Source organism: Luteimonas sp. TWI662, assembly GCF_039673825.1.
Taxonomy (GTDB): domain Bacteria; phylum Pseudomonadota; class Gammaproteobacteria; order Xanthomonadales; family Xanthomonadaceae; genus Luteimonas.
Genome location: NZ_JBDJMI010000002.1, coordinates 253,414 through 269,913 on the forward strand (window position 1 = coordinate 253,414; position 16,500 = coordinate 269,913).

18 protein-coding genes are annotated in these 16,500 nt (G+C 71.4%); 7 read left to right on the plus strand and 11 right to left on the minus strand.

From position 1 onward, the window contains the following. Positions 1-5: 5 nt before the first annotated feature. The 4 genes from ABE488_RS03595 to ABE488_RS03610 all read left to right on the plus strand — a co-directional run bounded on the left by ABE488_RS03595 (position 6) and on the right by ABE488_RS03610 (position 4,526). Positions 6-1,205 carry a beta-ketoacyl-[acyl-carrier-protein] synthase family protein gene (locus ABE488_RS03595; RefSeq protein ID WP_346447191.1) on the plus strand — a complete coding sequence of 400 codons (1,200 nt, stop codon included), beginning with the start codon at positions 6-8 and terminating at the stop codon, positions 1,203-1,205. Next, positions 1,202-1,978, plus strand: coding sequence for a beta-ketoacyl synthase chain length factor (locus ABE488_RS03600; RefSeq protein WP_346447192.1), 777 nt, complete (start codon positions 1,202-1,204; stop codon positions 1,976-1,978). Before ABE488_RS03595 ends, ABE488_RS03600 begins: the two co-directional genes overlap by 4 nt. Then, positions 1,975-2,805, plus strand: a complete 831-nt coding sequence (locus ABE488_RS03605; RefSeq protein ID WP_346444211.1) for a glycosyltransferase family 2 protein — start codon at positions 1,975-1,977, stop codon at positions 2,803-2,805. The genes ABE488_RS03600 and ABE488_RS03605 overlap by 4 nt, the downstream gene beginning before the upstream one ends. A gap of 77 nt (positions 2,806-2,882) precedes the next feature. Beyond that, positions 2,883-4,526, plus strand: coding sequence for a tryptophan 7-halogenase (locus ABE488_RS03610; RefSeq protein WP_346447193.1), 1,644 nt, complete (start codon positions 2,883-2,885; stop codon positions 4,524-4,526). Positions 4,527-4,604: 78 nt separating this feature from the next. Here ABE488_RS03610 and ABE488_RS03615 read toward each other — a convergent pair whose 3' ends face one another. From ABE488_RS03615 to ABE488_RS03660, 10 genes are all read right to left on the minus strand, one after another. After that, positions 4,605-5,075, minus strand: coding sequence for a hypothetical protein (locus tag ABE488_RS03615; RefSeq protein ID WP_346444208.1), 471 nt, complete (start codon positions 5,073-5,075; stop codon positions 4,605-4,607). 142 nt (positions 5,076-5,217) lie between these two features. After that, on the minus strand, positions 5,218-5,949 hold the full coding sequence (gene fabG / locus ABE488_RS03620) for a 3-oxoacyl-ACP reductase FabG (RefSeq protein ID WP_346447194.1): 732 nt from the start codon (positions 5,947-5,949) through the stop codon (positions 5,218-5,220). Positions 5,950-6,032: 83 nt separating this feature from the next. Then, on the minus strand, positions 6,033-6,467 hold the full coding sequence (locus tag ABE488_RS03625; RefSeq protein WP_346444204.1) for a phosphotransferase: 435 nt from the start codon (positions 6,465-6,467) through the stop codon (positions 6,033-6,035). Then, complete coding sequence (locus tag ABE488_RS03630; RefSeq protein ID WP_346447195.1) at positions 6,464-8,869, minus strand: MMPL family transporter; 2,406 nt, start codon at positions 8,867-8,869, stop codon at positions 6,464-6,466. Before ABE488_RS03630 ends, ABE488_RS03625 begins: the two co-directional genes overlap by 4 nt. Then, complete coding sequence (locus ABE488_RS03635; RefSeq protein WP_346447196.1) at positions 8,866-9,543, minus strand: LolA-related protein; 678 nt, start codon at positions 9,541-9,543, stop codon at positions 8,866-8,868. The genes ABE488_RS03630 and ABE488_RS03635 overlap by 4 nt, the downstream gene beginning before the upstream one ends. Next, entirely contained in the window at positions 9,500-10,480 is a 981-nt protein-coding gene (locus ABE488_RS03640) for an acyltransferase (RefSeq protein ID WP_346444199.1), read from the minus strand. Before ABE488_RS03640 ends, ABE488_RS03635 begins: the two co-directional genes overlap by 44 nt. Then, a complete protein-coding gene (locus ABE488_RS03645) occupies positions 10,477-10,788 on the minus strand; it encodes a hypothetical protein (RefSeq protein WP_346447197.1) in 312 nt (103 codons plus the stop codon). The genes ABE488_RS03640 and ABE488_RS03645 overlap by 4 nt, the downstream gene beginning before the upstream one ends. Before the next feature lies 1 nt (position 10,789). After that, positions 10,790-11,500, minus strand: a complete 711-nt coding sequence (locus ABE488_RS03650; RefSeq protein ID WP_346444301.1) for a lysophospholipid acyltransferase family protein — start codon at positions 11,498-11,500, stop codon at positions 10,790-10,792. A 108-nt stretch (positions 11,501-11,608) separates the two neighbouring features. Continuing rightward, the gene (locus ABE488_RS03655; protein ID WP_346444195.1) at positions 11,609-12,292 is read right to left on the minus strand and encodes a ketosynthase; all 684 of its coding nucleotides are present in this window, start codon (positions 12,290-12,292) and stop codon (positions 11,609-11,611) included. Continuing rightward, positions 12,289-12,558, minus strand: a complete 270-nt coding sequence (locus tag ABE488_RS03660) for a phosphopantetheine-binding protein (RefSeq protein WP_337243785.1) — start codon at positions 12,556-12,558, stop codon at positions 12,289-12,291. The genes ABE488_RS03655 and ABE488_RS03660 overlap by 4 nt, the downstream gene beginning before the upstream one ends. 145 nt (positions 12,559-12,703) lie before the next feature. Here ABE488_RS03660 and ABE488_RS03665 point away from each other — a divergent pair, with 145 nt between their 5' ends. From ABE488_RS03665 to hemB, 3 genes are all read left to right on the plus strand, one after another. Continuing rightward, complete coding sequence (locus ABE488_RS03665; protein ID WP_346447198.1) at positions 12,704-14,071, plus strand: NAD(P)/FAD-dependent oxidoreductase; 1,368 nt, start codon at positions 12,704-12,706, stop codon at positions 14,069-14,071. Further along, positions 14,068-15,099, plus strand: a complete 1,032-nt coding sequence (locus ABE488_RS03670) for a pteridine-dependent deoxygenase (RefSeq protein ID WP_346444192.1) — start codon at positions 14,068-14,070, stop codon at positions 15,097-15,099. Before ABE488_RS03665 ends, ABE488_RS03670 begins: the two co-directional genes overlap by 4 nt. An 85-nt stretch (positions 15,100-15,184) precedes the next feature. Continuing rightward, positions 15,185-16,174, plus strand: coding sequence for a porphobilinogen synthase (hemB, locus tag ABE488_RS03675; RefSeq protein WP_346444190.1), 990 nt, complete (start codon positions 15,185-15,187; stop codon positions 16,172-16,174). Between the two features lie 142 nt (positions 16,175-16,316). On the opposite strand, the gene ABE488_RS03680 is transcribed toward hemB, so the two are convergent. Beyond that, positions 16,317-16,500 (minus strand): hypothetical protein (locus tag ABE488_RS03680; RefSeq protein ID WP_346447199.1); only part of this gene is annotated, 184 nt, incomplete at its 5' end.

Sequence of the window (16,500 nt, forward strand, 5' to 3'; positions counted from 1 at the left end):
CGCCGATGCCCCCGGTCGCCATCCGCGCCTACACCGCCACGACCGCACTGGGCCGCGGCGCGACGGCGCAGCGCGAGGCCCTGCGCGATCGCAGGGGGGGGCTGCGCCGCAATGATTTCGGTGCGACTCCGCTGCCGACCTGGATCGGTCGCGTCGACGGGCTGGAGGACGCCCCGCTGCCGACGGCGCTGGCGCGCTGGGAGTGCCGCAACAACCGGCTGGCCTGGCTGGCGCTGCAGCAGGATGGCCTGCCCGACGCGCTGGAGGCCCTGGTGGCGCGCCATGGCGCCGACCGGGTTGCGCTGGTGGTGGGCACCTCGACCGCCAGCATCGGCGCCAGCGAGGAGGCCTACGCACGCGCGGTGACCGGCGACGACGGCACGCGCCGGTTTCCGGACGATCTGGCCCGGCCGATCGTGCATACCCCGCATTCGCTGGGCGATTTTCTGCAGCACGCCACCGGACTGCGCGGCCCCTGCATCACGGTGGCGACCGCATGCTCGTCGAGCGCGAAGGTCTTCGCGCAGGCGGCTCGGATGATCGAGGCGGGTGTGGTCGACGCGGCGCTGGTGGGCGGCGTGGATACGCTGTGCGGCAGCGTGCTGTTCGGCTTCAATGCGCTTGGGCTGGTGTCGCGCGAACGCTGCCGGCCCTTCGACATCGCGCGCGATGGCTTGTCGATCGGCGAGGCCGGTGGTTTCGCGTTGCTCGAGCGCCCGGCGCGCGGCGACGATGGCCTGCAGCTGCGCGGCTACGGTGAATCGAGCGATGCGCACCATATGTCCACACCCCATCCCGAAGGCCTGGGCGCGCTCCTGGCGATGCGCGGCGCACTGGCCCGTGGCGGCATCGACGCCGCCCAGGTCGGCTATCTCAACCTGCACGGCACCTCGACCCCGGCCAACGACGCGGTCGAGGCGCATGCGGTCGACGCGCTGTTTCCCGCCACGCTGCACGCCAGCTCCACCAAGGGCTGGACCGGCCACACCCTCGGCGCGGCCGGCATCGTCGAGTCGGTGTTCGCACTGACCGCGCTCGAGCACGGCCTGCTGCCGGGCATCCTCGAATCGCAGGTGCGCGACCCGGCCTGCGGGCCGCAGATCCGGTTCGACAACGCCCAGCGTACGATCGACTACGCCATGAACAACTCGTTCGGCTTCGGCGGCAACAACTGCGCGCTGCTGTTCGGCAAGGCGGCCGCATGAGCGCGCTGACCGCCACGATCGCCGGGATCGGCTTCTGGAGCGATGGCCTGCCCGGCTGGTCGGCCGCGCAGGCCTTCGCTGCCACCGGCGCGCTGCCCGACGCCGCGCCCGCGCGTCCGTCGCCGCAATTGCTCGCGCCCAATGAACGCCGACGCGCGCCCGGTTCGGTCGCCGTCGCTCTGGAGGTGGCGCTCGCGGCCTGCCAGGCCGCCGGCCGTGAGCCGGCGACACTGCCATCGGTGTTCGCCTCCACCCACGGCGAATTGGCGATCACCGACTACATGTGCGAGACCCTCGCACAGGACCCGTCCGCGATCTCGCCGACCAAGTTCCACAATTCGGTGCACAACGCGGCGGCCGGCTACTGGACGATCGGCGCGGGGTGCACCGAGGCCGCGACCGCGATCAGCGCCTACGACGCCACGTTCGCCCAGGGGCTGGTGGAAGCCATGCTGCAGCTCGCGGCCGGCAGCGAGGCGGTGCTGCTGGTGGCCTACGACGGTACGGCCACCGGCCTGCTGTCGACGATGTCGCCCAGCGAAGGCCTGCTCGGCGGCGCGCTGGTGCTCACGCGCGCCGGCGATGGCCCGCGACTGTCGGCGACGCTGCGCGACGGCGATGCCAGTGCCGCGCCCGGCCCGCTGTCGGCGCGTGCGCCGCACAATGCGATGGCGCAGATGCTGCCCCTGTTCGATGCACTGGCCGCCGGAAGCGACCGCGCGGTCCTGCGCGCCGGTCCGCACCGCGAGCTGGCGCTGGAGATCCTGCAATGACTGCGCCCTCCCTGCACCGCGGCAATGTCGCGGTGGTCGTGCCCGCACTCAACGAAGCGCTGCGGATCGCCGAGGTCGTCAGCGGCGCGCTGGCGCATTGCGACCACGTGATCGTGGTCGACGACGGCTCCGACGACGCCACGCCCGACATCGTCGCCGCACTGCCGGTCACGCTGCTGCGCCACGCCTCCCGGATGGGCAAGGGCGCGGCCTTGCGCGCGGGCTTTGCCGAAGCCCGGCGCCGCGGGCTCGCGGCAGTGGTGACGATGGACGGCGACGGCCAGCATCGTGCCAGCGACATCCCGCGTCTGATCGAGGCCGCCAAACGCCATCCCAATTGCATCGTCAACGGCGCGCGGCTGCGCAAGCGCGACACCCAGCCCTGGTACCGGCGGCTGGGCAATGATTTCGGCGATTGGGGCATCGCCTGGGGCTGCGGCTATCGCCTGGTCGACAGCCAGAGCGGCCAGCGGCTGTATCCGGCCAATGTGCTGGCCTTGCAGGACGTGCCGGGCGAAGGCTTCGTGTTCGAGGCGCAGATCCTGATCTCGGCCGCCCGCGAGCTGGGCTGCGGGGTGGTGTCGGTGCCGGTCGAGACCCGCTACCACAGCGTCGATTCCGACGAGCAGTTCCGCAAGAGCCATTTCCGGCTGTTCCACGACCTCTACCAGATCACCTCGCACGTCGTCGGCCAGGTGCTGGCGCATGGCGACTTCGTCGGCGTCTACCGGCGCAAGCGTCGTCGTCCGCCGGTGATCTTCGATCCCGGCGCGCCTTCGCCTGAACCCGATCACGCGCCCGCTCCCGACTCCCCCCTGGCCGGCTGAGCCGCCACGCGGCCTGCGGTAGGCTGGCGCCAGGCCGGCGCCGACGGCTCCCCCGACGCACACAGGATGTCCGCACCATGGCCACGCCCCCGAAGTCCGATACCGCGACCGTCACCACCGACGTGCTCATCCTCGGCGGCGGGCTCGCCGGTCTGACTCTGGCGTTGCAACTGCGCGATCGCACACCGACGCTGTCGGTGGCGGTGGTCGAGCGCCGTGCGCATCCAGTGCGCGAGGCCGCGCACAAGGTCGGCGAGTCGACCGTCGAGATCGGTGCGCACTACTTCGCCGACGTGCTCGGACTGCGCGAGCACCTGGACACCGAGCAGATCCGCAAGTTCGGTTTCCGCTTCTTCTTCTCCGAGGGCGCCGACCAGGTCGACCGCTGCACCGAGATGGGCGTGAGCCAGTTGATGCCCACCCCATCGTGGCAGATCGACCGCGGCCGTTTTGAGAACCACTTGGGCGAGCGCGCACGCGCACGCGGTGTGCGCTTCGACGACGGCGCGGTGGTGCGCGGCATCGACCTGGCCGACGACGACGGCGACCACGTCGTCCGCGTCGAGCGCGATGGCGAAATCCGCGAACTGCGTTGTCGCTGGCTCGTCGACGCCAGCGGACGTGCTGGCCTGCTCAAACGCAAGCTCGACCTCGCGCAGCCCAACGACCACGATGCCAATGCGGTGTGGTGGCGGGTGGACGGCATCGTCGATCCCAACACCTGGTCGCAGGACGCGCACTGGCTGCAGCGCTGCGATCCGCCGGACCGCTGGCGTTCGACCAACCACATGTGCGGGCCGGGCTACTGGTTCTGGCTGATCCCACTGTCGTCGGGGGCGCATTCGCTGGGCATCGTCTGCGACGCGAAGATGCATCCGCTCGAGACGATGAACACCCACGCCAAGGCGATGGACTGGCTGCGGGTCCACCAGCCGCAGGTCGCGGCCAGCCTGGATCGCGCCGAGCACACGCTGCAGGATTTCCTGTTCCTGCGCCACTTCTCGCACAGCGTCAAACAGGTGTTCTCGGGGCGACGCTGGGCGTTGACCGGAGAGGCCGGCCTGTTCCTCGATCCGTTCTATTCGCCCGGCAGCGACTTCATCGCGATCAGCAATACCTACATCTGCGATCTGATCGGCAAGTCGCACGCCGGCATCGATGTCAGTCGGCATGCCGAGCTGTACCAGCAGCTGTACTTCTCGTTCTACGAGAACACCATGACGCTCTACCAGGACCAGTACCCGCTGTTCGGCGATGCGCAGGTCATGCCGCTGAAGGTCATCTGGGACTACACCTACTACTGGGCGGTCCTGGCACCGCTGTTCTTCGCCGACCGGCTGACCGATCTGGCGACCTTGGGCCGGTTGCGGCCGGCGTTCGCCGATGCGGGCGCGCTCAATCTGGCGCTGCAACCGCTGCTGCGCGAATGGGGCGCACGCAATGCCGGCGGCGCCGCGCCGCAGGTCCGCTCGCTCGACCAATTCGACATCGCCTGGTTCCGCGACATGAACCGCGCGCTGGCAGACCCGCTCGACACTGACGCATTCGTCACGCGCATCGGCGACAACGTCGCGCGCATGCGTGCGTTGGCCGGCGAGATCCTCGCCCACGCGCGCGCCGTACATCCGCAGATCGCCGACCACGGGCTGGCGGCGCTACTGGCCGGCCCGGCGGTGCCTGAGACGTCGCTGGCGCCCCACTGGTACGCCGACGCGGCCTGAGGCTGGGGGGGCGTCCCGGCGCGGCGTCCGGGACGGCCATGACCGGGGACCTTTGGAAGGGCCGGCGGCTTGCTGCAGTCAGCGCACCGGGGGCGGCGGTGTCATCGGTCCCGGCGGCGGCGGATCGGCCACCCAGATCGCGATCCCGCTGGCGTACTTCTGCCGCGGACTGATGTCCACACCGACGCCGGCAGCCGAGAACGAGCGGCCACCGCCGCGGCCCAGGCCGCCGCCGACGCTGACGCCGCCGCTACGCTCGCCATCGGCGGTGCCCTGGAACAGCACACCGTTGGCGCCGAGCTTGGCCGCTTCATTGCGCAGCTTCTGCAATACCGAGTCGGTCTTGTTCTGCTCGCCGTAGGTCAGCGCGCCGCTGCTGGTGTTGAGGATCGCGATCTCCTCGTAATGCCCCGGCGGCGGCCCGTGGTAGATCCGGACCTGGGCCGGATCGATCGGCGCGCGCGGCGTGCCGGTGAGGACGTGGGAGCTGGCGCAGCCGGCAATCGCCGCCACGGCCAGCAGGAGCGACAGGATGCGAACGATGCGCATGGCGGTGCCTCGACTCGTGATGCCCGGATGGGCGCCGGCCGATCATCGCCCGCCCGACCTGAAGCCGGCGTGGATGCGCGGGCTCAGCCGCCCTGGCCGAGCCGGGCGCGGTCCACCGGATGGCGCTGCCCGCGGCCGCGGGTCAGCCCATTGCGCCGTTGATGCCGATCACCTGGCCGTTGATGTAGCCGGCCGCGTCCGAACACAGGAAGCCGACCAGCGCGGCGACCTCGTCGGGCGTGCCCGCGCGTCCCGCCGGCACGATCTGCTTGACCATCTCCTCGGGAAACGCGTCCTGGGCCATGCTGCCGACGATCACGCCGGGCGCGACCACGTTGACGGCGATGCCGCGGCTGGCCATCTCGCGCGACAGCGATCTGGAGGCACCGTGCAGCGCCGCCTTCGCCGCCGCGTAGTTGGTCTGGCCGCGATTGCCGAGTACGGCCGCCACCGACGACACGCTGACGATGCGTCCCCAGCGCTTGCGCGCCATCGGCAGCAGCAGGGGCTGGGTCACGTGGAAGAAGCCGTGCAGCGAGACGTCGATCACCCGCTTCCACTGCGCTTCGGACATGCCCGCCATCGGCGCGTCGTCGTGGATGCCGGCGTTGTTGACCACGATCTGGATCGCGCCGGCCTCGAGCAGCGTCTCGAGCGCGTGGCGTGTGGCCTCGCCGTCGACGACATCGAAGACCACGGCCTCGGCGCTACCGCCGGCCGCGACGATCGCGTCGACGACCGCCTGCGCCCGCGCGCGGTTGCCGTTGGCATGGACGATCACGTGATGACCATCGGCCGCGAGACGCCGGCAGATCGCCCCGCCGAGGTCGCCGCTGCCGCCGGTGACGAGTGCGCGCTTGCTGGAAGTGTTCATGGGGCGATTCTAGCCTCGCCTTCGTGATGCGCTGAAGCGGACGTCGCGGCGGCAGTGCCCTCCGCAACGGTCGCATGCGCCCCTCACGTACCCAGCATCACCGCCGCGCGGCCCTCGGCCAGCAGCACGCCGTCGCACGCGATGCGGAACGCGTACTGCTGGCTGTCGTCGGACTCGACCAGGACCTCGGCCACGCATTCCAGGTCACCGGCCAGGTCGTCGATGCGGGCGACGTGCAGCTGCACGCCGCGCAGCGCGACCAACATGCCCGGCCGCACCCGACCACCCGCCTGGCGCGCGCGCAGGCCGCCGTGGACCGCCATCGCCTGCGCGCCGTACTCGCACAGGTGCAGCGCGCGCAGTCGGCCGTCGCTGCGCAGCGGATGGTCGGGGTCGCGATGGCCGGCGCTGCGCAGCGTCACGCTGGCCGCGTCCCAGGCCACGACCCTGTCCCACAGGCACATCGCGCCCTGGTGCGGAATCATCGACATGATCGCGTCGCGGTCGATACCGGTCATACGGTCGGCGCCTGTTCCGAGCGTGCGGCCTCGATCGCGCCGCGGTGGCGTGCGACCAGCAACGACAGCACGAAATTGAAGACCACGCCGAGCGCGACCGTGCTACCGATCGCGCGCAGCACCGGGATCGACGACAGGCCCAGCAGACTGAACACCAGCAGGGTCATCAGGGTGCAGACCACGATCGCGTGCAGCGTGCGGATCTGGTCGTCGCGGTCGTCGCCGGCATGCTCGAAGAACAGCGCGTAGTCCAGGCCCAGGCCCGCGGCGAGGATCAGCGCGACCAGGTGGAACAGTGTCAGTTCGACGCCGGCCAGGCGCAGCACCGCGATCACGACCAGCAGCGTCAGCAGCGTCGGCAACAGCACCCGCCAGACGCGGCGCGGGCTGCGCAGCGCGATCCACACCGTGGCGATCAGCAACACCAGCGCCACCGCCATCGCGGCCACGACACGGCCGCGGTACTCGACCACCAGCGATTCGGACGCGGCCTTCATGTCCAGCAGGCGCAGATCGACGCCGGGACTGCGCGCCTGCGCGACCAGCGCCTCGAGATCGGACGGGGCGTCGAGCCCGCTGAGCGAGACCAGCGCGGTGCTGCGGCCGTCGCGCTCGAGCAGCAGACCCGAGACCGCGGTCGCGAGCGGCGAGCCGTCCAGGTCCTCGCGGGTCAGCGGCGGCGCGGTCCTGGCGCGGGCGACATCGCCGACGAAGGGCTCGAAGGCGTCGTCGTTGAACGGCGAGCCAGCGAGCGCATCGGCCAGCATCGCGCGCAGCGCCGCGGTGTCGGGCAGCGCGGCCTGACGGGCACGCTGGACCTCGGCACTGGGCAGATAGCGCGCGGCCATGTCGTAGCTGTCGAGCCGCCCATTGGCGACCAGCGCATCGAGGGCGGGGCGCAGCGCCGCGGTCGCCGCGAGCGCCGCGTCGCGCTCGCGCGCCTGCGCGACCAAGACATAACGCACGTCGGGCGCGCCCAGCTCGGCGCGCAGTTCGGCATCGCGCTGCATCGACGCCGCATCGACCGGGGTCAGCTTGGACAGGTCGTTCTGCCAGACCTCGCCCGGCGCGAATGCGATCGCCAGGCCGGACACCAGCGCGAGGACGGCCAGCGACCACTTCGGCCGCGGCAGCGTCTCGATCCAGTGCCAGAGCCGTTGCAACCGCGCCGAGGCGGCGATGTCGGGCGGCGACGGGTCGACCAGCCCCGGCAGCAGGTAGCGTGTGGCGAGCGCGGCCACCACCAGCGCCGCGATCGTGAACACCGCCAATTGGCGCAGGCCATCGACCCCGGAGAACAGGAACGTCGCGTAGGCGATGCAGGTGGCGATCACGCCGGTCGACAGCGCCGGCCACAGGCCGCGCACGTTGCGCCACGGCGACAGACCGGCGCGTTGGTGGCTGAAGAAGTGGATCGGATAGTCCTGCACGACGCCGATCAGGGTGAAGCCGAAGGCGATCGTGATGCCGTGCACGCCGCCGGGAAACAGCAGCGCGACCGCAGTCAACCCGGCGATGCCGGCGCTCGCCAGCGGCAGCACGCCCAGCAGCGGCATCTTCCAGCTGCGATAGGCGATCAGCAGCAGCACGATCAGGCCCAGCGTGTCGACCAGGCCGATGCGTCGCGCCTCGGTCTGGGTTCGGCTGCCGATGTCGACCGAAAACGCGCCTGGACCGACGACTTCGAGCGTGGCCGCGCTGCCGCGCGCCTGCTCGGCGAAGGTCTTGCGGATCGTGCCGACGGCATCGAGCTGGCCGGTCGGGTCGAAGCCGGCCGCGCGGGTCTCCACCAGCAACAGCGCGTGGGTACCGGCGCGGTCGAACCAGACCTCGTGCAGCCGCTGCGGGGCGCCGGCCGGTTGCCAGGCCTCGGCCAGCGCCAGGACCTCGAGTGTGGGGTCGGCGGGCAGCAGCGGCTCGACGAGCCCGGCGGCCGGTGAACCGAGATCCTGCAGCCGCGCATCGAGCGCATCGCGCAAGGTGTCGGCATCCAGCGGCGCCGCGTCGAAGGAGTCGGTCAGCAGGTAGCGGTAGGGCAGCAGGCGCTGGGGAAAGGCCTCAAGCCCCGCCTCGCCCCCGTTGGTCACCAGCGTGAAGCGCGCATCGCTGGCCAGCGCGTCGTGCAGCGCGCGCGACCGTGCGGCCAGTGCCTCGGGCGCCTCGCCCGAGATCGCCAGCATCAGCAGCCGCGAGCCCGGCCCGTCGCCGAGCTCGTCGATCAGCAGCCGCTGCTCGGGCGTGTGTGCATCGGGCAGGAAGCGACGCAGGTCGCCGCTGAACTCCAGCGCCTGCCCGGCCACCCAGCTCAACGCGCCCAGCGCCAGCAACCAGGCGACGGCCAGACCCAACCGCAGGCGCGGCCGCTGCAGCAGCCGTTGGCGAAATCCCGGGCCCCTGCTCAACGCGGCACGTCGTGGCACAGCCGACGCGCGGCCTCAGGCGATTCGATCGCCGCGGCATCGGCCGCGGCCCCGCCCAGCAGCGTCGGTTGGGGGTCGCCTTGCTTGGGCCGCGTCTCGATGCAGCGCAGCTCGGCATCGCGGCCACGCAGCACGATCGCGGTCAGTCGGCTCGCGGCGCGCGGATCGCGCGGCGTCAGGCGCAAGGTCCAGTCCGCGGGCACGCCGTCGGCCTCGAGCGCATACAGCGCCTCGAGCGCGGCCCGGTCGCCGGCAAGCAGCGCGCCGAAGCTGTCCTGCAGCGCCGCCAGCTCGGGCACACGCGCGAGCGAGAACGTCCGCGGCGCGCGCCCTTCGCGCGCGATGGTCGCCTCGCCGGCGCGGATCGTCGTGGTCTCTGCATACGGGCTGCGCACCTCGCGCACCAGAGTGCCGGCGTCGGGGCGGCGGTACTCGCCGACCAAGGCGAGCGGCCGCTTGAGCATCGAGGACGTGCGCAATTCGACGAACGGCGTCGCGCTCGGCCCGGACTGCGTCAGTCGCTGTAGGATCCAGTCGGCATCGACGCTGCGCGGCGCGGCGGCCGGCGGTGCCGGCACGCGATCGCGCGATTGGCCGGCGCGCAGCGGGGCATCAGCGGTCTGCGCCGCGCTCCATGCCGGAGCCAGACACAGCATCGTCAGCGCCAGGCAAGGCACCTGCCACCGACGTGCGGGCATCGCGTTTCCAGAAGTCATAGAAATTGAACCAGTTGTAGGGAGCGCTGCGGGCATGATGCTCCAGACGCGCAGCGTAACGGCGGATGAGCGCGGCCACGCCGCGCATGCGTTCGCGCCGCGGCAGATCGACACCTTCGCTGAAAGGCTCGAACACCAGGTCGTAGCGATTGCCGCCCCGGTACAGTCCGAAGGCCAGCATCACCGGCACCTTCAGCACCGAGGCGAGCAGCCAGGGCGCGACCGGGAAGGGCGCCGGCGCACCGAGGAACGGGACCTCGAGCGTGGCGCCGCCCTCCTGGCTGCGATCGACCAGCAGCGCGACCATTGCCCCTTGCGTCAGCGCGTCCTGGATCGCCAGCGCGACCGAGGGGCCATCGGCGCCGGCGTCGATCACGGTGGCGGCGACCTCGGGATTGAGCGCCTCGAGCAGCTCGGTCACCGCACGGCCGTGCGCGCGGTCGAGCACGACGCGGATCGGCGTGTCGGGGCGCTGGCGCGCGAGCACCCGCAGCACTTCGAAACTGCCCAGGTGCGAACCGAACAGCAGCACCCCGCGTCCGGCTTCGAGATGACGGTGCAGCGTCGGCAAGCCCTCGGTGCGCACGTCGAACCGGCGCGTGGACTCGCTGAGCAGGTAGATCCGGTCGAGGATCGTCGCGGCGAAGGTATGGATGTGGCGCGCGACCTCGCCCAGCGTTGCCGGACGGCCGAACACGCGTGAGAGATACCTGCGCGAGTCGCGCCGCTCCGCGCCCCGCCGCAGCAGGAAGTACAGCGTGATCGGATACAGCAGCGCACGGGCCGGCGTGCGCCCGCAGCATCGGCCGATGTTGCGGATCAGCGACAGCGCGAACCGTCCGCCGCCCTCGCGGCGGCGCTTCCACTCGCTGCTCATGCCGACGCCGGGCTCGCCGCGGCGATCTCGCCCGACGCCAGCAGGGTCCCGTCGCGCTCGACCCGGAACCGCCAGCGCGGCGCTTGTCCTGCGATCGGCTCGAGTCGGATCGCCGCGGTCTGCTCGGGCAGCAACGGCTGCACGAACTTCACCTGCGGCAGGCGCAGCGCGCCCAGCGGGCCATGCAGCGCTTCGATCGCCGCGACCACGCGGTCGAGGATCACCACGCCCGGCACCACCGGCCGGCCGGGGAAGTGGCCGGGCAGGCACGGATGCGCCGCCTCGACGACGATGGCGCCAGTCGCCACCTCAGCGCTCCAGCATCGCGGCGACCGCGGTCTGGGCGTCGTGCGCGACCGCCTGGCGACCGGCCGCGCCGGTGCGGCCGGCGACCGCGATCGGCTGCCCGACCACGGCGCGCATCGGCCCGCGGCGCACACGGAAGAACCCCTGGACCGGCAACACCGCGCCGGTGCCGTGCAGCGCGATCGGCAGCACGTCGACGCCGGCGTCGATCGCGGCCTGGAACGAGCCGGACTTGAACTCGCCCAGCCGGCCGTCGCGCGAGCGCGTGCCCTCGGGAAACAGGCACAGCGTGTGGCCCGCCCCCAGCACCTGCGCGACTTGGCGGCGCAGCTGCGGGCCGGCACGGCGGTCGTCGCGGCTGATGAACAGCATGCCGGTCGCGCGGGCGTAGAGATTGAGGAACGGCACCCGGCGCATTTCCTCCTTGAGCAGGAAACGCAGCGGCACCGGCACCGCCATGAACAGCACGCAGATGTCGAGCAGCGACTCGTGGTTGGCGACCACCAGGTACGGCCGCGACCAGTCGACCGCATCGGCGCCTTCGACCGTCAGCCCGCCGGCCGGCCCGATCAGGCCCGGCGCCCAGCGCGTGCGCGCCATGTCGAGCGCCAACCCGCTGCGTCCGGTGACCGCCTGCAGGCACAGGGCCACGCTGATCCAACCCGCCGTCCAGAGCAGGGTGAACAGGAACTGGAGCGCATTCAACGCGAGCATCGGCAGGGCGGTGAAGGTCGCCGCTCCGGTCTCGGCGCGGGTCTGTCGGTATTCCATTGGGGCGCTAGGATACGGGGATCGCGCCCGGACTGCGCGTGCCCACCGGGTTCAGCGCAGCAGGTCGCGCCAGAACACCGGCCCGAGCCCCACGAGCTTGCGCAGGAAATCGGCGAAGCTGTGGTAGCGGCCCGGGAAGCGCCGCTTGCGGATCATGAACTCGAGCGCGAAGAAACCGCCGATGACCCCGTAGTTGAGCAGGTTGGCGAACCAGGACCACTGCTCGGGGGTGATCGGCCACGGCGAGGCGATCCCGAGGCGTTCGAGCAGCCCGCCCGGGCTGGCGATGAGCGCCAGTCCCAGGTTGGCCGCGCCCATCGCCACCAGCACCGCCGCCCAGGCCGCGGTCAGGCCGCGGGTGTAGCGCCGCAGGTCCGGTGCGATGTCCTGCGCATGCCCTCCCTCGATCCCGGCCACGATCCGGGTGATCAGCGGCTCGACGCCGGGACGCAGCGTCCGCGCGAAGATCCAGGCGATCGCCAGCACGAACACCACCGGCACCAGCAGCAGCGGCAACGCGGCCTGGCCGGCCTCGTACAGGGCGAACGCGCCCCAGCCGGCCAGCGGCAGCGCCACGAACGCCCACCGCCGTCGGTGCAGCAGCGGCTCGACCAGCAGCATCGCGATCAGCAGGCCCAGCGCGGCGAGCGCGCAGCCGTCGTGCTGCCACAGGCTGGCCAGATGGGCCAGGACCGCGTAGCCCAGGGCCAGCAGCAGTTGCAGCAGGGCGATCAAGTGGTGCGGTGCTGCTCGACGTGGGCCGACAGCGCCCGCAGCGAGGCGAAGATCCGGCGGTTCTCGTCGTTGTCCGAGCGCAGTTGGAACCCGTAGCGCTTGCTCACCGCCAGCGCCAGCTCCAGCGCGTCGATCGAGTCCAGGCCCAGCCCGGCGTTGAACAGCGGCGCTTCGGGGTCGATGTCGCCGGGCTGCACGTCTTCCAGGTTCAGGCTTTCGACCAGCAATTGCGCGAGCGCGTGCTCGGCCTCGGTTTGTGCGGACATGCGATGTTCCATGGGTGGGCAGGTCGCCACGATCCGGCATCGGGCCGGGCCGCGCAAGCGCCCGATGCCGCCGCCCCGCGGCGCGGCGCGCCACCGGCCTTCCGCTATCATGCGCGCCTGCTCTCACCGACCGCTGTTTTCCCGGATGACCCCCGCCCCGACCGTCGCCACCGATGCTCCCGCTCTGCAGGCCGACGTGGTGATCATCGGCGGCGGACCAGCCGGCAGCACCGCGGCCGCTCTGCTCGCGCGCGCCGGCCATCAGGTGATCGTGCTGGAGAAGGATACCCATCCCCGGTTCCACATCGGCGAGTCGCTGTTGCCGATGAACATGCCGATCCTCGAGGAGTTGGGCGTGCTCGACCAGGTTCGCGCGATCGGCGTGCACAAGGCCGGTGCGGACTTTCCGCTGCCCGGCCACGCCCGCAGCCACGTGTTCCGCTTCACCCGTGCGCTCACGCCCGGCCACGACGCGGCCGTGCACGTGCGCCGCGACCAGTTCGACCAGTTGTTGTTCGAGCACGCGCGCACCTGCGGCGCCGACATGCGCGAGCGCACGCGTGCGGTGCATGTGGCGTTCGGCGCGAACGGCCGGCCCGAGCGGGTCGATACGATCAACGCCGACGGCCGCACGCTGCAGCTGCGGCCGCGCTACCTGATCGATGCCAGCGGCCGCGATACCGTCGTGGCGGCGCAGCGCCGGATCAAGCGCAAGAATCCGGTACACCAGTCGGCGGCATTGTTCAGCCATTTCCGCGGCGTGGTCCGCCAGCCCGGCATCGATGCCGGCAACATCACGATCGCACGCTTCGAGCATGGCTGGTTCTGGCTCATCCCGCTGCCCGACGATGTGATGAGCGTGGGCGCGGTGTGCTTTCCCCAGTATCTGCGCCAGCGCAGCGCCGACGGCGGCCGCATCGACAACGAGACGCTGCTGATGCGCACGCTGGAAGCCAATCCGACAGTGCGTGCGCGCATGCACGGCGCCCAGCGCATCGCCCCGGTCCACGCCACCGGCAACTATTCGTATGCCGCCACGCGCATGGCCGGGCCGGGCTGGATCCTGATCGGCGATGCGTACGCGTTCGTCGATCCGATCTTCTCGTCGGGCGTGTTCCTGGCCATGGACAGCGCCCGGCAAGCGGCCGCGCTGGTCGATGCGTCGCTGCGCGCGCCGGCGCGCGAGGCCAGGCTGCAACGCGCGATGCAGGCCCGGCTCGATCGCGGCCTGCGGCACTTCACGTGGTTCATCTATCGCTTCAACACGCCGGTCATGCAGCGGCTGTTCTCGGCGCCCCGCAACGATCTGCAACTGGAGCAGGCGGTGATCTCGATGCTGGCAGGAGACGTTTTCGACAATGCGGCAGTACGCTGGCGCCTGTACGTGTTTCGCATGATCTACGCGCTCAATGCGATCGCGATCGCACCGCAGGCGCTGCGCGGCTGGCGCACGCGGCGTCGCCAGGCCCGCGTCGCCTTCCGCGGCGACACGCTGCACGGCGGCAATCCGTGAGCCGCCCCGCACCGGTGACACCGCAGCCGCTGCCGCGGTTGCGTGTGGAGTACGTGCACGGGCAGGACCCGGCGCAGTTGCTCGCCCAGCCCGACGTGCTCGCCGCGTTCGGGTTCGGCGACGACGCCCCCAGGATCGACGATCCGCGCTGGCTGCGCGTGCCGTTGCAGCCGCACGGCGCCGCGCCGATCGAGGTCTGGCACGCGCATGCGCCGGTGCGCAGCGGGCGCGACGGCGAGATCGCCTGGTCGAGCGACGGCGCATTGCTGTTCGGCGCGATCGAGGTCGACGAGCCCGCCGGCCACACCGGTGAGGGCGATCACAGCGGTATCTTGCTGGCGGCCGAGCACGCCTACCGGCAGCTGACGCGGTTCGTCGAGGCCGGCGACCATCCGCACCTGCTGCGGATCTGGAACTACCTCGATGCGATCACGCTGGGCGACGGCGACACCGAGCGCTATCGCCAGTTCTGCATCGGCCGCGCCCGCGGCCTGGACGATTTCGACACCTCGCACCTGCCGGCCGCGACCGCGATCGGCCGCTGCGACGCGGCGCGCACGATCCAGATCTACTGGCTGGCCGCGCGCGCGCCCGGCACGCCGGTGGAAAATCCGCGTCAGGTCAGTGCCTATCGCTATCCGCGTCAGTACGGGCCGCAAGCGCCCAGCTTCGCGCGAGCGATGCTGCCACCGGAGGGCAGTCCGATGCCGTTGATGCTCTCGGGCACGGCCAGCATCGTCGGGCATGCCTCGCTGCACGAGGGCGAACTGCTGGCCCAGATCGACGAGACCTTCACCAATTTCGACGCGCTGATCGCCTCGGCGCGCGCGCGCCGCCCCGGCCTGCCCGGTGCCTTCGGCGCCGGCTCGCGGCTGAAGGTCTATGTGCGCGATGCCGAGGACCTGCCACTCGTGGCCGACGCCCTCGATGCCCGCTTCGGCGACGACGTGCCGCGGGTGCTGCTGCATGCGGCGATCTGCCGGCGCGAGCTGGCGGTGGAAATCGACGGCGTCCACGACCTGGGCTGACCGGCCCATGCGCAGTGCAACCGCACCGCGCCCCTGCGACCCGGCGTCGCAGGGCCCGGCGCCGGTGGCGGCGTAGAATCGCCGGATGATCAGACTCGATACCCGCATGCGGCGGATGCGCCGCGACGATTTCTCGCGCCGGTTGATGCGCGAATCCACGCTCACCGCCGACGATCTGATCTACCCGGTCTTCGTGCACGAGAGCACCGGGCGCGCGGCGGTCCCGTCGATGCCCGGTGTCGAGCGTCTGTCGATCGACGAACTGCTGCGCGTGGCCGAGGTCGCGAGCGAACTGCGCGTACCCGCGCTGGCGCTGTTCCCGGTCACCGCGCCGGAGGCCAAGTCGCTCGACGCGGCCGCCGCCTGGGACGACGCGGGCCTGTGCCAGCGCGCGGTGCGTGCGCTCAAGGCACGCTTCCCCGATCTGGGCGTGATCACCGACGTCGCGCTCGACCCCTACACCACGCATGGCCAGGACGGCATCATCGACGAGGCCGGCTACGTGCTCAACGACGTGACCGTCGAGGCACTGGTGCGGCAGGCGCTGTCGCACGCGCATGCCGGCGCCGACATCGTCGCGCCCAGCGACATGATGGACGGACGCATTGGCGCGATCCGTGCCGCATTCGAGGCCGACGCCCACGTGCACGTGCGCATCCTCGCCTACGCCGCCAAGTACGCGAGCGCGTTCTACGGCCCGTTCCGTGATGCGGTCGGCTCGGCCGGCGCGCTGGGCAAGGCCGACAAGGCGACCTACCAGATGGACCCGGGCAACTCGGACGAAGCGATGCGCGAGATCGCGCAGGACCTCGACGAGGGCGCGGACATGGTGATGGTCAAGCCCGGCATGCCGTACCTGGACATCGTGCGCCGCGCCAAGACGGAGTTCGCGGTGCCGGTGTTCGCCTACCAGGTCAGCGGCGAGTACGCGATGCTCAAGGCGGCCGCCGCCAACGGTTGGCTCGACGAGCGCAAGTGCGCGCTCGAATCGCTGCTGGGCTTCAAGCGCGCGGGCGCCGACGGCGTGCTGACGTACTTCGCCCTCGACGCGGCCCGCTGGCTGCGCGAGGGCTGACCCCCGCGGGGCCGTTGCCGGTCTCCCCCGCGGACGGGGCATTGCGTGCAGTTCTGCCCTCAGCGCTTTCCCCCGCACGAGAGGGGTGAACTGCGCGCTGTGCCGCTTCGCACCCTCCACCGTTGACGGGGCATTGCGCCCTTCACGGGTGGAAGGCTGGGATCGGGGCGCTTTTCGGCGCGAGCTCCGTGCCCCCACCCGACGCGCTGCGCGCGCCGACCTTGTAAGTTGCTTTTGCGGTCCGGGAGTTGGCATTTTTCGGATCGCCCCGTGCCAGACCGTCCGACCTTTGATCGATCAGATCGTGGGGGAGCTTGGGTCGGCAT

What these genes read in the sequence shown, in the direction of transcription:
- ABE488_RS03595 (WP_346447191.1), top strand. Translation starts at nt 6, where the DNA reads ATGCCCCCGGTCGCCATCCGCGCCTACACCGCCACGACCGCACTGGGC.
- ABE488_RS03600 (WP_346447192.1), top strand. Translation starts at nt 1,202, where the DNA reads ATGAGCGCGCTGACCGCCACGATCGCCGGGATCGGCTTCTGGAGCGAT.
- ABE488_RS03605 (WP_346444211.1), top strand. Translation starts at nt 1,975, where the DNA reads ATGACTGCGCCCTCCCTGCACCGCGGCAATGTCGCGGTGGTCGTGCCC.
- ABE488_RS03610 (WP_346447193.1), top strand. Translation starts at nt 2,883, where the DNA reads ATGGCCACGCCCCCGAAGTCCGATACCGCGACCGTCACCACCGACGTG.
- ABE488_RS03615 (WP_346444208.1), bottom strand. Translation starts at nt 5,075, where the DNA reads ATGCGCATCGTTCGCATCCTGTCGCTCCTGCTGGCCGTGGCGGCGATT.
- fabG (WP_346447194.1), bottom strand. Translation starts at nt 5,949, where the DNA reads ATGAACACTTCCAGCAAGCGCGCACTCGTCACCGGCGGCAGCGGCGAC.
- ABE488_RS03625 (WP_346444204.1), bottom strand. Translation starts at nt 6,467, where the DNA reads ATGACCGGTATCGACCGCGACGCGATCATGTCGATGATTCCGCACCAG.
- ABE488_RS03635 (WP_346447196.1), bottom strand. Translation starts at nt 9,543, where the DNA reads ATGCTGTGTCTGGCTCCGGCATGGAGCGCGGCGCAGACCGCTGATGCC.
- ABE488_RS03640 (WP_346444199.1), bottom strand. Translation starts at nt 10,480, where the DNA reads ATGAGCAGCGAGTGGAAGCGCCGCCGCGAGGGCGGCGGACGGTTCGCG.
- ABE488_RS03650 (WP_346444301.1), bottom strand. Translation starts at nt 11,500, where the DNA reads ATGCTCGCGTTGAATGCGCTCCAGTTCCTGTTCACCCTGCTCTGGACG.
- ABE488_RS03660 (WP_337243785.1), bottom strand. Translation starts at nt 12,558, where the DNA reads ATGTCCGCACAAACCGAGGCCGAGCACGCGCTCGCGCAATTGCTGGTC.
- ABE488_RS03665 (WP_346447198.1), top strand. Translation starts at nt 12,704, where the DNA reads ATGACCCCCGCCCCGACCGTCGCCACCGATGCTCCCGCTCTGCAGGCC.
- hemB (WP_346444190.1), top strand. Translation starts at nt 15,185, where the DNA reads ATGATCAGACTCGATACCCGCATGCGGCGGATGCGCCGCGACGATTTC.